Below are 14,202 nucleotides of genomic sequence, written 5' to 3' on the forward strand. Positions count from 1 at the left end.
CCCTCATCATACTCCCCGTGCCGACGCCCTTTTTTCATGTGTGTGAGTGCCCTGCAGGGGCATGCGTGTCTCCTTTAAGAAAGAGTCCCTTTAATTGGGCGTAGCGGTTTCGGGATGACTTCGGGTCCAATCGGAGACCGGCATAATTGAATCGATGCCGGCCAACTCCAACACCGCTTTCACCGACGGTTTGACGCCCACCAGCGCGATGGTGCGCGACTGGGCGGCCAGACGCCGGTAGCGGCCCAAAATCACGCCCAAACCCGAACTGTCGACAAAGTCGACATCTGATAGATCCACCGTGAGATTTTTCTCCCGGTAGCGATCAATCAGCTTGTCCAAGGCATCGCGGAGCGGGTCGGCGGTCTTAAGGTCGAGATCGCCCTTAATGGCCACACGAATTGTCTGGCCCTGAACGGTGTGTACAATGGTCATGAAGAACCCCCTAGAAATTTCCAGCGCTTCCTGACCCCATCATACACGTCCTTGGGCAAAAAAAAAGGCGACTCGTGGTCGCCCCTAATCAGGATATTGGTCGGATTCTGCGTCCGTGGAATCGCCGCCGCGAATCGCCTTTTGCCGAAGCGCGTCATACAGCACGTCGCCATTCTCATCGACAATCGATTCCACATCCTGAACGTAGCCGACGGGTTCGAAAAAGCTCACAAATGTCTCCTGATAGTCTATCGCCGGCGGAGTGTCGGATGGCGTGTCGGAATTGCCCCATTGCGCGACGCTTTGCCAGATATCCTCTCCATCCGGCTCGACCACGTCTCGATGGATATCCCGACGGTCTCCGAAGGGAAAGGGTACCACCTCCGCTTCCGATGGCGGCCCCTGGTATCCCGCCACCATTTCCCGTTGGCAATTCACGCAGTAGATGGCATCCGGCATCGCGTCCAATCGGGCCTGGCCGATGGGCCTCCCGCATCGATCACAAATCCCGTACGTGCCTTCGTCCAACTTTTCCTCGGCCCGGTCAATCTGACCCAAGCGTCGGTTTAATCCTACCGTCAAGCCTACATCCAGTTCGCGGTGAAACGTGTCGGTGGCCAAATCTGCAGGGTGGTTGTCATAGGCAGACAGTGCATGCACCGACTCTGTTTCGCTTTCCGCGAAGCGCTCCCGAATCACTCCCCGCATTTTTCGAAGCCAGGCTCGTCGTTCCGCCAAATCCATCTCCCCCACAACCATCCCTCCTTCTTCACCTTCCACCTTCTTGACTCCCAACCTTCCTGCTACCCCGCTATTTTCCAGAGGTACCGCCAGGCACTGCCAAGCCATGTGGCCCGCATCACACTTTTGCCGGCAACAATGGGAACCCGGGCCACTTCTCGCCCTTTTTGGCGCGCAACCAGATGGCCAATGACCTGTCCCTTGCTCACCGGTGCCTCCAAACTTTGCGGTAGCTTCACCGTGCGTTCAATGCCCCCTTCATTGCGCAGCAGGGTGAGATACTTGTCTTGGGCGACTATGCCCGGAACCGTCTTGGCCGTTCCGCGGCGGACGGCAATCTCCTTTAGGACCTGGCCCTTAGTAGCAACCGAGACCGACTGATAGTGTTGGAAGCCCCAGGTCAGGAGACTGGCCGCATCTTGGAAACGGGCTTTGGAACTGGGGGCTCCCAAAACCACCGCAATCATGCGGGTGTGGTCCCGCTTGGCGGTCGCCACCATGCAAAAGCCGGCTTGACTGGTATAGCCCGTCTTCAGGCCGTCCATGCCTGGATATTGTCGCAACAAGCGATTGTGATTAATCAGCCACAACGTACCTCCCTTGCCATTACGCACGCTACGGTCTTCCCACATGGAGGTATAATGAAGCAGTAAGGGTTGGCGGACCGCCTGCTCCGCCAACAGTGCCAAGTCGTGAGCCGTCGTGTAGTGATCGGGTTCGTGCAATCCATGCGGATTAGTGAAATGGGTGGAGACCATTCCTAGCCGGCGGGCGGTTTGGTTCATGTCGGCGACAAACGCCTCCGGCGACCCGGCAATATACTCGCCTAAAGCATAGGCGGCGTCGTTGGCGGATCCAATGGCAACGGCTTTCAGCAGATGATCCACGCTTAGCCGCTCGCCAGGCTCCAGCCAGATTTGGGAACCGTTGACGTGATAGGCTTCCTCTGACACAGGCACCAGTTCGTTCAAGTGGATTTTTTTCTGTTCCACCGCCCGTGTGGCCAGGTAAAGTGTCATTAGCTTGGTGACGCTAGCCATTGGCAGGCGTTCATAAGCATTTTTTTGGTACAACACCTTGCCCGACAGGCCATCTACCAACTCCACCGCCTTGGCGCTCACCGGAGGAACCGGCGTCGTCTCCGCCTCCGAGAGCGAGGAAAACAAAAACGGCGCCGCCATGACTCCCATCATGAGGGCGACGAGTAATTTGAGGCTTCGCATGATGACTCCCCAACCTTTCGCAAATTTGAGGGTAGTATCAGCGAAGCCTCCAGCATTCATGCATGCGATACAATATCTAAGACGGCTTGAGACCGTGCCCGGGGCGAGCCAAAGGCCACGGCTTGGCGGAGCATCTCCATGGCCTGATCGCGCCGGATGCCGGGAGGCGCGAGAACCTCACAAACGGGTTCATCGGCCTCCACAGATTGTCCCAGGCGCGCATACCACCGAATCCCCACCGACGGGTCGATGCGATCGTCCTTGCGTTGCCGCCCCGCGCCTAGCCATTGGGCCGCCCGTCCAATCGCCTCCGTGTCAATTTGCGCCACAACCCCCCGACGGCCCAAGGTTACGGGAACTGAGGAGGCCAACGGCAACCCGCGCTCCGCCGCCAGCCAATCACCGCCCTGCGCCCGCACCCAACGTTGCCATTGCTCCAACGCTTGTCCCCCGTCCAGGGCTTTCTCCACACGCAATCGGGCCTCGTCCGGCGCCACCATCTGGGCGAGACTAACCATGTGGGAGGCAAGCGTCAGCACTTCCTCGCGCAAATCCTCCGGACCCTGTCCCGACAGACAAGCAAGCGCCTCCATCACCTCAACGGCGTTGCCCACGGCCTGACCTAAGGGCTGGTCCATATTGGTCAAGAGGGCTGTCACGCGAATGCCGCGACTGGCGCCGATGCGCAACATGAGCTCAGCCAGTTGGCGGGCTCGCGTGTGATCCTTCATGAGCGCCCCAGATCCGACTTTGACATCTAAAACCAGATTGGGGGCGCCGCCCGCCATTTTCTTAGACATAATGGACGACGCAATGAGGGGCAGGCTGTCCACCGTCCCCGTCACATCGCGGAGCGCGTAGAAGATCCCGTCGCAAGGCGCCAACCACGCGCTTTGGGCGACTACGGCGACGCCAATTTCATCCATCTGGCGGGCTAGTTCCTGATCGTCCAGTGTCACGCGGAAACCCGGGATAGCCTCCAATTTGTCCAAGGTCCCGCCGGTGTGCCCCAGCCCGCGTCCCGACATCTTCAACAGCGGAATTCCCAGCGAGGAGACTAAAGGGGCTAAAATTAACGTGGTCTTGTCACCCACCCCGCCGGTTGAATGTTTATCGACCCGTCCCCGCATCCGGGGCGGCGTGGTTCCCTCGTCCGCCATGGCCGCCGTCAATGCAAATACGGAGGCCTCGTCAAGCCCGTTTAAATATACCGCCATCAGCCAGGCAGCGATTTGATAGTCCGGCACCCGGCCTCCGACCACCGCCTGCACAAACTCCCGGATCTTTTCGGCAGGAAGCGGTTTGCGGTCGCGAGCCGCCTCAATGACCTCAATCATGGGGACCCTCCTCATGACGCAAAAGCAACCGCCACGGATGCCCCGGTCCTAGGGGCGTCAACTGCCACAGACCCGCCAGGGTCGCCGCCATATCGGCCAGGGTATGACGCGGAACATCGATACGGCTAGGAATCTGCGCCCCATAGGTCAGCCACGGCACCCACTCCCGTGTATGGTCGGTTCCCCGAAAGGTCGGGTCGCACCCGTGGTCCGCCGTAATCCACAATTGGTCCTCGTCTCCCAGACGCGCCCAGATTTCCGGCAGCATTCGATCCAACTCCTGAAGAGCCCGCACATAGCCCATCGGATCGCGGCGATGGCCATAGTGCGAGTCAAATTGAACCAAGTTGGTGAAGATAAACCGGTCAAAGGCGGGCTCATCCAATAGATCGCGAGTCTTCTCCAACCCATCCCGATTGCTAACCGTCTTTAGATGTTGGTCAAATCCGTGCAGCGAGAAGATATCCCCGATCTTTCCCACCGCGACCGTCTCGATGCCCGCGTCCTGCATCCGATCGACCATGGTGTCCTGCCATGGTTCCACCGCATAGTCATGCCGATTGGGGGTTCGCTCAAAATGGCCCGGGGTGCCGATGAAGGGTCGGGCAATGATGCGGCCGACCCGGTTCGGCCCTTGCATCACCTGCCGGGCTGCCTCACACCACTGATAGAGGGTCGCAACCGGCACGACCTCCTCATGGGCCGCAATCTGCAGGACCGAGTCGGCCGACGTGTAGACAATAGGCTTGCCGCTGGCCATATGCTCCGCCCCTAATTCGGCAATGATTTCCGTCCCCGATGCGGCACGATTGCCCAAAATGGGCCGACCAAAGGCGGCCGTCAGCGCCTTCACCACATCCATTGGAAAGCCATCAGGATAGGTGGGAAATGGCTGATCAACGACGAGCCCCATCATCTCCCAATGACCGGCCAAGGTATCCTTGCCGTTCGCCCTGGGCGCGACCTTCACGGCCGCCCCGGCTAGTTCGGCAGGTCTGGTTCCCGGAAGCGGCGTCAAACGGTCAAGGCCCATCGCTGCCAAATGAGGCAAATCCGCCCCTCCCACGGCTTCCAACGCGTGCGTGATGGTATTGGCTCCCGTATCGCCAAAGCGCTCAGCATCCGGGGCGGCGCCAATGCCTCCGGAGTCAATCACGATAAGTACAACTTGCATCGATTCGCCTCCCCTTGTTCAGCGCTATTATGCCCTGGGATGAGCCTGATCGTAAACCGGACGCAAACGTGACCGACTCACGTGGGTATAAATTTGGGTGGTGGAAATATCTTGGTGGCCCAACATTTCTTGTACAGCACGGAGATCGGCGCCATTCTCGATGAGGTGAGTGGCAAAGGAATGACGAATGGTGTGGGGCGTTAAATGGCTGGTAATGCCCGCCCGCTGCCCATAATCCTTGATGAGCTTCCAAAACGCCTGACGAGACAGGGGTGATCCCCGCCGATTCAAAAACAGCACCGCATTGGAATTGTTACCGGCAATGTGGGGGCGAACCTCGTTGAGGTAGCGTTGCAGCCATTGCAGCGCCATGCTCCCGATGGGCACATACCGTTCTTTCGAACCCTTCCCGAGACAGCGGACCCGGGGCGGATCACCCCACCAGTCGTTCACCGTCAGGCGGCACAACTCGCTCACTCGAAGTCCCGCCGCGTACATTAGCTCAAGCATGGCCCGGTCACGAATTCCAAGCGGCGTGCTGACGTCTGGCGCTTCAATGAGCCGCACCACCTGCTCAAGGCTAAGAACGCTGGGAAGCCGCCGTTCCCCCTTGGGCGCATCCAAATAATCGGTAGGATTCTCCGGCAAAATCTCTTCGCGTTCCAAAAAGGCATAGAAACTCTTCAGGGCAGAGAGTCGTCGCGCCCGTGTCGCCGATGACCGGCCCTGCTTACGCAAATGATCCAGGTAGCCGACCACCACTTCTCGGGTGGGCGCGCCCGCCTGGGTGGCGGCAAACCGCGCATAGTCTTGGAGGTCCTGTCGATAGGCACTTAAGGTGTTGGCCGACAACCGCCGCTCATATTGGAGAAAGTATAAAAAGTCTTCTATCCAGGTGTCCAATGCCGTCCCTGCTCCCTTCGGACAAAAGAGTTCGCCAATTACCGTCCATTTCCTCTCCCCAAATAAAAAAGCGCTCCCCATCGCGGGAGCGCAGTTTGAATAAGTCTTAGGCCAACACGGCGTCTGGCGCGACGTAGGGCAGATGGTGGGCCTCCGCTACTGCTTCGAATGTGACCCGTCCCTTATAGATATTCAGGCCGCGTGCCAAAGCAGGGTCGCGCCGCAGCGCATCCTCTGCCCCATGGGCAGCCAAAAGCCGTGCATAAGGTAGCGTGACATTGGTGAGCGCCAACGTCGAGGTCCGTGCCACAGCTCCGGGCATATTCGCTACCGCATAGTGAATGACGCCATATTTCTCGTAGGTCGGGTGCGAATGGGTGGTTACCCGATCAATGGTGGCGATAGATCCGCCTTGGTCAATCGCCACGTCAACAATGACAGAACCGTTCGGCATGCTTTTGACCATCTCTTCGCTAACTAAATGCGGGGCCCGGGCTCCCGGAATCAGGACCGCGCCTACCAGTAAATCAGCCGTTCGAACCGCTTCGGCAATGTTGTATTCGTTAGACATCAAGGTGCGGATGCGCCCTTGAAAGAGATCGTCCAACTGCCGCAGCCGGTCGGCATTGATATCGATGATGGTGACCTCAGCGCCCAGTCCAAGGGCGATACGGGCCGCATTCGTCCCCACAATCCCGCCTCCGACCACCACCACCCGGCCAGGCAGCACGCCTGGGACGCCGCCCAATAATACGCCCCGCCCTCCATAGGCCTTTTCCAGGAATTGGGCCCCAATTTGCGTGGCCATCCGCCCCGCCACCTCGCTCATGGGGGTCAGAAGCGGCAGCGAGCGGTCAGCTTTCTGAACCGTCTCATACGCCACTGCGGTAATGCCGGACTCTAGCAACGCGTCGGTCAATTCGCGCTCCGGAGCCAAATGCAGATATGTAAAGAGTACCAAATCGGACCGGAAATACCGGTATTCTTCCACCAACGGTTCCTTGACCTTCATCACCATTTGTGACTTTCCCCATACCTCCGCAGAGTCGGGAATGACGGTGGCACCGGCCGATTGATATTGTTTATCCGTAAATCCGCTTCCAACGCCGGCTCCGCGCTCCACGAGCACCGTGTGGCCGTCGCGGGTCAGCGCTAGAGCGCCTGCCGGCGTAAGGGCCACGCGATTCTCATCTGTTTTAATCTCTTTGGGAACGCCGATAACCATATTAATCTGTCCTCTCATGTAAGTTCCCGGTCTCGGGTCGATCTAACCATAGCGCATCAGACGACAAAAATCTCAACGGGCGAAAAAAATCGGCCTAGTTGCCTTAATTTCGGATTTGTCCAATAAGCTCGCCTTTTGACCAACGCTGGCCGCTTTGGATAAGATCCCGCGCCTTGGGTACCCCGTCCCACACGTTCCAATTCAAGACGCCGCGAACTTGGCCGTCCATCAGGTAATACACCACGCCTTCCTCGCCTGGAACAACCCAGTCTTCTACCACATCTAGGGTCAGCCGACACTCCCCGATGGCCTCGTAGCCAAAATCATAAATGTCGGAGTAATAGAAGGGCAGGTGGTCGTACGGCTTGGCTGCCCCGGCCATATTCTCCCCAGCACGGCGCCCCTGGGTCACCGCGTGGTCTTCGTGCATCATCAACGCGCCCTCCGCCCCCAGAACACTGACATCCCCGGCCGCCCAGATTCCGTCCTGGGCAGTTCGCAAAAGCGCATCGACCTTCACGCCGCCTTTCTCGGCGGTTAGTCCCAACGGCCGGGCAAGTTCATCATTGGGGATAAATCCCAGTCCCGCAACGGCGACGCTTCCCTGGAAGCGTTGTCCCGACTCCGTCACTGCCACCACCTCGGAGTCTGCCGTTTCAAAGCCGGTCACCTGTTGGCCGCCATGAAGGGCGACCCCGTGGGCATGATATTCCTGAAGAACCCGGGATCGAAGCGTGTCTGGCAAGAAGTCGATAAAAGGCTCTCTTTCCGCCATTAACCAGGTAACCGAATGCCCCGCGGAGGATAACACGGCCGTCATTTCCGACCCAATAAATCCGCCCCCCACAACTAGGACCTCCGTCGGTTCTTGGAGGGTTTGAAATAAGCGGATATGTTCGACCATATTCCCGGGATAAAACACCCGAGAGCCGCCACTATCAAGGGTACGGGGACGGCCGCCGGTGGCGAGCAGCAACTGGCCGTACTCATATGCGGCGCCCGTCCACAATACAACGGTGCGCGCCTCGGCATCGATAGCGGCAACCGCTGAGCCTAAGAGCAGCGTAACGCCCCGCTGCCTTTGCCAGCCGGGAAGCCAGGTCTCCTCCATGCGCATGCCCAGCCAAAGCTTTTTGGACAGTGGCGGGCGCTGATAGGGAGGAAACGGCTCATCCGAAATAATGAGAATCTCTCCATCCCGGTCCCGGCGCCGAATCCCATTGACGGCCGCATCGGCGGTCATACCCCCTCCGACAATGATGTAGGGATACTGTTTCATCCTGCTCTCTCCTTTCAATCAATCCGTTGATAGGGCCCTCGAAACCGGGCCCTGGTCCCCTAACACCTCAGCATACGCCCGGAAATTCGAGCCATGCGACCGCCATCTAGGCACCATCGCCAGGCCTCCTAACCCTAGCGCCGCGGTCGGACGTCCAGGGGTCTCGCCGCTAGAGACTGCGATTTTGTCCGCCGTCCACCCAAACAGCCGTTCCATTAATGTAAGAGGCGGTCGGGGACAACAAAAATGCCGCTAGGCGGCCAAACTCCTCGGCACGGCCATAGCGCCCCAAGGGAATACGTCCCGTCATGCGCTGAACAACCACATCCACCGATTCATTCTGTATCCGGGCACTGTTCTGATCCAGCTCCCGCACCCGTTCAGTCTCGATGCGCCCGGGAACAATGGCATTGACGCGGATTTGCCGAGGGCTCAATTCATCCACCAAGGTTTTGACCAACGCGTAAATACCCGCCCGGAAGACGTTGGACAACAGCAGGTGCGCAATCGGGGTCTGAATCGAGGATGAGGTATTGAACAACAGGGCCCCATCGGCCTTCACGCGAGGGAGAAGGCCACGTACGACATGCAATGGTCCTTGCAGCAGTTTGACAAAGGCCTCCTGCCAATCCTCATCACTGAGGTCGCGGAAGTCCCCCGGACGCGGTCCTCCCGTATTGATAAAGATGCCATCCAGCTGCTCACCCTTAAGGGCCTCGACCGCCGCTTGGCAGGAACCCAAGTCGCCCGTGTCCAGCACCAGGTCGAGTCCAGGCTGGCGACTGGTTCCAATGACACGCGCTCCCTCGGCCCCGACCACCTCGGCGACGGCGCGTCCCAGCCCACGGCTGGCCCCCATGACCAAGATCACCTTGTCCTTGAGCTCTAAGTCCATTTTTATCCCTCCCCCACGAATCGTCCCAGCGGATCAAACACTGCCCGGACGCGTGCCGTCAATGCGGCAATTGCAGCCGTTTGAGGTACCACCGCATTTCCATCATCTCCCATCATCTCATACCACCCAGCCCCCGGACAAACAAAGACCGCCTCATGGGCCAGCGCGCCAATATTCACGTCGATCAGCGGCCCCTGCCGATATCTCCGATCCTGAATCGCGCGATAGAGGGTGTGCAGCCGGTCTTTTTCCCGGGAGAGCCATGCGTCATACCCCTCTTCAAACTCTACGCCGGTCTCAAGCACGGTGGAGATCCAAGACTTTTCGCTGGCCGCCCGGCCCTCGAAGACCGCCCAGAGCCGCCACGCATCGGACGTGCCCAGGTGCACCAGCAACAGGCCGCCGGGGCGCTGAGGATGGGCTAGTAGGCGCTCTTGAGCCAGTTGGGCAGCCGGAAGCGTCATCGGTTCGCTTACGGCGACGGTCATGTTGGTGGGACGAGGACGGAGTTTCAACGTCAGCCGCGTGAGGGCGCCAATCGTGCCCCTCGAGCCCACCGTCAACTTTGCCAAGTCATAACCCGCCACGTTTTTCATGGTCTTTCGACCAAACCGCAACACCCGCCCGCGCCCGTCGACCCATTCGGCGGCCAAAAGCCAGTTGCGCCATCCACCCCCCACCGACCACCGCCAAGCCTTGGCGTTGCTGGCCACCAGCCCTCCCACGGTCTCATCCATAAAGGGCTCAATGGTCGGGAGATCCAACCCTTCCGCGTGCAAGAGGCGGGCCAAGGTGCCGGCTGAAATCCCGGCTCCCACCTCAACGGAGAGATTGTCGCGGTCTAAATCGTAGATCTGGTCCAGTCCGCGCATGTCTACCAATTGTGTCCCGTCGGGCTTCGCCACGCTGCGCCGTGACTGGCCGACAAATCGCAAGGGGCTATCCGGTGCCGTATCAAGTATCAAGGCCCGCACCTCATCAGTGGTTCGCGGGGTTAGCGAGATGGCTGAGCGTTCTAGTCTCGGAGGATTGAGACCATCCTCGGGAGGCCACAATGCCTTCAGCGGATTCAGCAAGCCCTCGGGATCAAACGCTCGTTTCACTTCGCCCATGACCGCCAACTCATCCGCATTGTACATAAGAGGCAAGTGTTCTGCCTTGTCGATGCCAATCCCGTGCTCTCCGGTTATCGCGCCCCCAAATTCCACACAGGCGGCCAAGATGGCGTGGTCGGCCGCCTTCAGCCGGGCCACCTGGCTCGGGTCTTCGGGATCAAACGGAATGCTGGGATGAAGATTGCCATCACCAGCGTGCGCGGCGGTCACAATCGTCAACCCCTGCTGCTCGCCAATAGCCAACACCCGGTCCATCATCGCCGCCAGCTGGGGCCGGGGCACCGTCACGTCTTGAACCCAAAGATGCGGTGCTAAACGCGCCGCCGCCCCATAATGGGATCGCCGTCCCCGCCACAGCTCGGCGGCCATCCGCGCATCCGTTGCGGCTTGCACGCTCAGGCACCCTATCCGTTCCGCTACTGCCCGAACCAGGCGGGCGTCGGCCTCTACGCCCGACGGTGAGCCGTCCAATTCGATCAGCAAGACGGCGCCCGCTCCCGTGGGATAGCCGGCGTGAACAAAATCTTCGACAATACGAATCGAGTCGCGATCCATCAACTCGAGGCACGCGGGGGTTAGCCCCGCCGCCACCAAGGCGCTGACTGTTTTGGTCGCGTCGGCCACATCGCGAAAGCTAATCAATAAGGTTTGGGTACTTTCTGGCAACGGCTGGATGGATAACAGAGCTTGTGTCACAAGGGCCAAGGTGCCTTCTGACCCAATCACGACACTCGCCAGGTCTAAATCGGACGCAAGTCCCACTGGGGGGAGAGCGACCAGTGATCCATCGCTCAAACACGCCTCAAGACTAACTACGTGATGGGTGGTGACTCCATACTTGACGCAGTGCGGACCTCCTGAGTTTTCCGCCACATTGCCGCCAATGGTGGAGATGCGGTGGCTGGACGGATCGGGGGGGTAAAAAAACCCATGATGCGCTAAAGCCGCTTGCAGTTCGGCATTCACTACCCCCGGTTGCACCCGCACCGTCCGCGACTGGATATCAATATCCAAAATGGCGCGCATGCGGGTAAACGACACGACCACGCCGCCCACCAACGGGGTGGTTCCGCCGCTAAGATTCGTGGACGCGCCCCGGCCTATGATGGGAACTTGAAAAGCATGAGCGATTTTTACTACCGAAGCTACGTGCTGAGCGCTGTCCGGCATCACCACCACATCGGGCCAATGTCGCTCACCAGTTGCGTCGTAGCTGTAAGCCAGCAATTGGTCGCGATCAAAAATCACCCGTTCCGTTCCCAAGGCGTCGGCAAACCGTTTCGCCAACTCCTGTCGGCGCTGTTCGTCAAGCCGAGGAAAGCGGCTCGTCAGCGCCGAGCGATCCATTGTCTGGCGCAGCTGATAGCTAGCCATGCTGGACCCCCTCCTTCCAACCGTCGAGTCCCTGACGCAAGAGGATTACGTCCGCGGTTGCCAGTAGCCGGGCCCCTGCCTCCGCCCAACGGCGCCCATCCTTGACATTGGGGGCAAAAATCCCCCACGGCTTGCCCGCGTCTCCCAGGATATCGCGAATACGCGTCATGGCGGCCATAAATCGGGGCCCGGGCTGACCCTCCTCGCCGAGTTCCATCGAGAGATCCGTGGGGCCCACGAAAAATCCGTCAATTCCCGGAAGCCGGGCCCATTGCGAAAGGTGATGGAGGGTTTCCTGGGTTTCTATCTGCACGAGCACGACAGTCTCCCGTCTGGCGCGCTCCAGATATTCCTGCGCGGACTCGAGGCCGTACTGAGCCGCAGCGACTGAAAATGCCAGCCCCCGTTGTCCCTCCGGGGGATAGCGCACCGCCGTCACGGCCGCCCGAATCTCTTCGTCCGCCCGCACCCCCGGAATAAGAACGCCGGTGGCCCCGTAGTCCAGCACTTGCGCCACGCTTTCCCGTTTGGTGCGCGGAACCCGCACTAACGCGCTCACACCCGCCAGCCGGGCCCGACGGATGACGTGATACAGCGTGGTTTCGACCGCTCCATGCTCCCCGTCCAGCACCACGTAGTCATAGCCTAGGGATCCGGCCATTTCCACCGGATCACCCGCTGGCCCGGAGACAAACAGTCCATATAACGGGTCGGGACCAACCCTCACCCTATCCCTGAACATGACCCTTCTCTCCTTCAGCGATCATCTGCATTATGCGGGCCACGCGGGCGCCTGCCGCCCGGAGCGCATCTCCTGTTTGGGCTATGGCCTCCTCGAGGGCGATAGGCTGGGTGGTGATGGGTTCCGCCCAGGCCAACCCGGATTCATAAAAGCGGGACAAATCCCAGGGAATTTGGCCGGCCACCGCGATAGCCGGAATCCGAGCTCGCTTGGCTTCCGCCAAAACCACCGCCACCACTTTGCCCATCAACGATTGTTCGTCCATCCGTCCCTCTCCAGTTACCACCCAGTCAGCCGCTCTTAGCCGCTCCCGGAGGCCGACCTTTTCCGCGACAAACTCCGCCCCCGAGGCGATCCGGGCCCCCAACGCCGCCAGTGCAAATCCCATGCCACCGGCCGCCCCAGCCCCGGGGGTCTCCAGCGCCTGGCTATCCACCGCTTGGGCAAAATGTCTGAGGCTGGGCGTCCAGGCCCGGGCTTCCGACAGCGACAACCCCTTTTGCGGGCCAAATCCTTCCAGTGCTCCGCTCGGGCCCAAAAGCGGCACCAGTACGTCCACCAACGCGGTCACGGGTTTGGCTAATCGGGGAAGCGACGCCTGTTGGATCGTGTCCCAATTGTCCACCTTGGGCTCAAGCATGCGGTGCTGCACATCCTCAAAGCGTGCCCCCAGCGCCGCCAGAAGTCCAATACCTCCGTCCACTGAGCCCGTTCCCCCCAACGCTACCCAGACCTCAGACACCTCTTTGGTCTCGAGCGCCGTCCGGATTAGCGCTCCGGTCCCAAAACTGGTGCTGGACCGAGGATGGCCGGGCCGGCGATGTTGAGGAAGGTATGGGGACCCTTCGCTAGCCTCGATGAGAGCGATAGATCCCCACTGGTACCAGCGGGCCTCACGCGGACGGCCGTACGCATCAACAACGGTGGTGACACGCGCCTTTGCACCCTCCGCCACAAAAACGGCGCCGGTGCCCTCGCCGCCGTCAGCCAACGGACAAATATCCACCGCCAGGGCCGGCCACTCTGTCTGGAGACCCTCGGCCACCGCCTGGCAGGCCTTCGCCTGATCTAGCGCCCCCTTAAAGGCGTCAAGCGCCACGACCACCCGAGACATGCTAGGCCTGCCTAATGGGCAAGTCGAGACGTCGCCAAGGCCGCAGACTGACCGTCCGAGCCCCGGAGGTGACGGCCGGATCGTGATGCGCTAGACGCTCCGCCGTTTCCTGGTCGACGTTTTGATAGATCACCATTCCGCCGCTGCCGTCCTCAAAGGGCCCGCCCATCAACACGTGTCCCCGTTCATAGAGATCGGAAATATAGGCAAGGTGCTGAGGTCTGGATGTTCTATTTTTCTCGGAATCCACGATGATCAATGTCGCCACATAATACATAGGAATCCCCCCAGAACATTTTTGCGTCGTAAAGAGGGTTCGATAGTCCGCAACAAAATCCTGCCGGTCCAGCCCTAGGCCAAGCTGGTGGAATCCCACGCGTAGCCTGGACCGCACCGGCCACCCGGATGAGTTGGGCAGGATACGGGGCGTATCCGGAGAACTTTGGAGGTTCGGAGCGTTTGAGACGGGTGTGCACGGGTGAGCCGGGGAGATCCCCTCTGAGCCCCCCTCTCCAAGATTGAGCATTTGCCAATTTTCTTGAAGAATGGTTCAGGTAACGGCGCTTCACTAGGAGCCTTTTCATTTAATCCGAACCCGCACGGCGCGCGGGTTTGACGCATTGGACGCTGCGATTTTCCTACACT

At 59.9% G+C, this 14,202-nt stretch carries 13 protein-coding genes; all 13 read right to left on the reverse strand.

Translation table 11 applies throughout. From position 1 onward, the window contains the following. Nucleotides 1-90: 90 nt before the first annotated feature. On the reverse strand, nt 91-435 hold the full coding sequence (locus tag HIJ39_RS17680) for an STAS domain-containing protein (RefSeq protein ID WP_169102038.1): 345 nt from the start codon (nt 433-435) through the stop codon (nt 91-93). Between the two features lie 84 nt (nt 436-519). Beyond that, complete coding sequence (locus HIJ39_RS17685; RefSeq protein ID WP_169102039.1) at nt 520-1,215, reverse strand: TraR/DksA C4-type zinc finger protein; 696 nt, start codon at nt 1,213-1,215, stop codon at nt 520-522. A 23-nt stretch (nt 1,216-1,238) separates the two neighbouring features. Beyond that, the gene (locus HIJ39_RS17690) at nt 1,239-2,399 is read right to left on the reverse strand and encodes a D-alanyl-D-alanine carboxypeptidase family protein (protein ID WP_243239794.1); all 1,161 of its coding nucleotides are present in this window, start codon (nt 2,397-2,399) and stop codon (nt 1,239-1,241) included. 56 nt (nt 2,400-2,455) lie between these two features. Further along, on the reverse strand, nt 2,456-3,736 hold the full coding sequence (locus HIJ39_RS17695; RefSeq protein WP_169102041.1) for a thymidine phosphorylase: 1,281 nt from the start codon (nt 3,734-3,736) through the stop codon (nt 2,456-2,458). Continuing rightward, entirely contained in the window at nt 3,729-4,910 is a 1,182-nt protein-coding gene (locus HIJ39_RS17700) for a phosphopentomutase (RefSeq protein WP_169102043.1), read from the reverse strand. Before HIJ39_RS17700 ends, HIJ39_RS17695 begins: the two co-directional genes overlap by 8 nt. 27 nt (nt 4,911-4,937) lie before the next feature. After that, nucleotides 4,938-5,813: a site-specific tyrosine recombinase XerD gene (gene xerD / locus HIJ39_RS17705; protein ID WP_243239795.1), complete on the reverse strand. Its 876-nt coding sequence runs from the start codon at nt 5,811-5,813 to the stop codon at nt 4,938-4,940. 106 nt (nt 5,814-5,919) lie between these two features. Beyond that, complete coding sequence (ald, locus tag HIJ39_RS17710; protein ID WP_169102047.1) at nt 5,920-7,038, reverse strand: alanine dehydrogenase; 1,119 nt, start codon at nt 7,036-7,038, stop codon at nt 5,920-5,922. Nucleotides 7,039-7,141: 103 nt separating this feature from the next. Beyond that, nucleotides 7,142-8,317 carry an NAD(P)/FAD-dependent oxidoreductase gene (locus HIJ39_RS17715; RefSeq protein WP_169102049.1) on the reverse strand — a complete coding sequence of 392 codons (1,176 nt, stop codon included), beginning with the start codon at nt 8,315-8,317 and terminating at the stop codon, nt 7,142-7,144. Nucleotides 8,318-8,486: 169 nt separating this feature from the next. Further along, nucleotides 8,487-9,212, reverse strand: coding sequence for an SDR family oxidoreductase (locus HIJ39_RS17720; protein ID WP_169102051.1), 726 nt, complete (start codon nt 9,210-9,212; stop codon nt 8,487-8,489). A 2-nt stretch (nt 9,213-9,214) separates the two neighbouring features. Further along, a complete protein-coding gene (locus tag HIJ39_RS17725; RefSeq protein ID WP_169102053.1) occupies nt 9,215-11,701 on the reverse strand; it encodes an FAD-binding oxidoreductase in 2,487 nt (828 codons plus the stop codon). Beyond that, on the reverse strand, nt 11,694-12,443 hold the full coding sequence (locus HIJ39_RS17730) for an HpcH/HpaI aldolase family protein (RefSeq protein WP_169102055.1): 750 nt from the start codon (nt 12,441-12,443) through the stop codon (nt 11,694-11,696). The genes HIJ39_RS17725 and HIJ39_RS17730 overlap by 8 nt, the downstream gene beginning before the upstream one ends. Further along, the gene (locus HIJ39_RS17735; RefSeq protein ID WP_169102057.1) at nt 12,430-13,557 is read right to left on the reverse strand and encodes a glycerate kinase family protein; all 1,128 of its coding nucleotides are present in this window, start codon (nt 13,555-13,557) and stop codon (nt 12,430-12,432) included. Before HIJ39_RS17735 ends, HIJ39_RS17730 begins: the two co-directional genes overlap by 14 nt. Before the next feature lies 1 nt (nt 13,558). Continuing rightward, nucleotides 13,559-13,834 carry a YciI family protein gene (locus tag HIJ39_RS17740; RefSeq protein ID WP_169102059.1) on the reverse strand — a complete coding sequence of 92 codons (276 nt, stop codon included), beginning with the start codon at nt 13,832-13,834 and terminating at the stop codon, nt 13,559-13,561. Between the last annotated feature and the right edge of the window lie 368 nt (nt 13,835-14,202).

This window comes from Sulfobacillus harzensis, assembly GCF_012933365.1.
Classification (GTDB): Bacteria; Bacillota; Sulfobacillia; order Sulfobacillales; family Sulfobacillaceae; genus Sulfobacillus_B; species Sulfobacillus_B harzensis.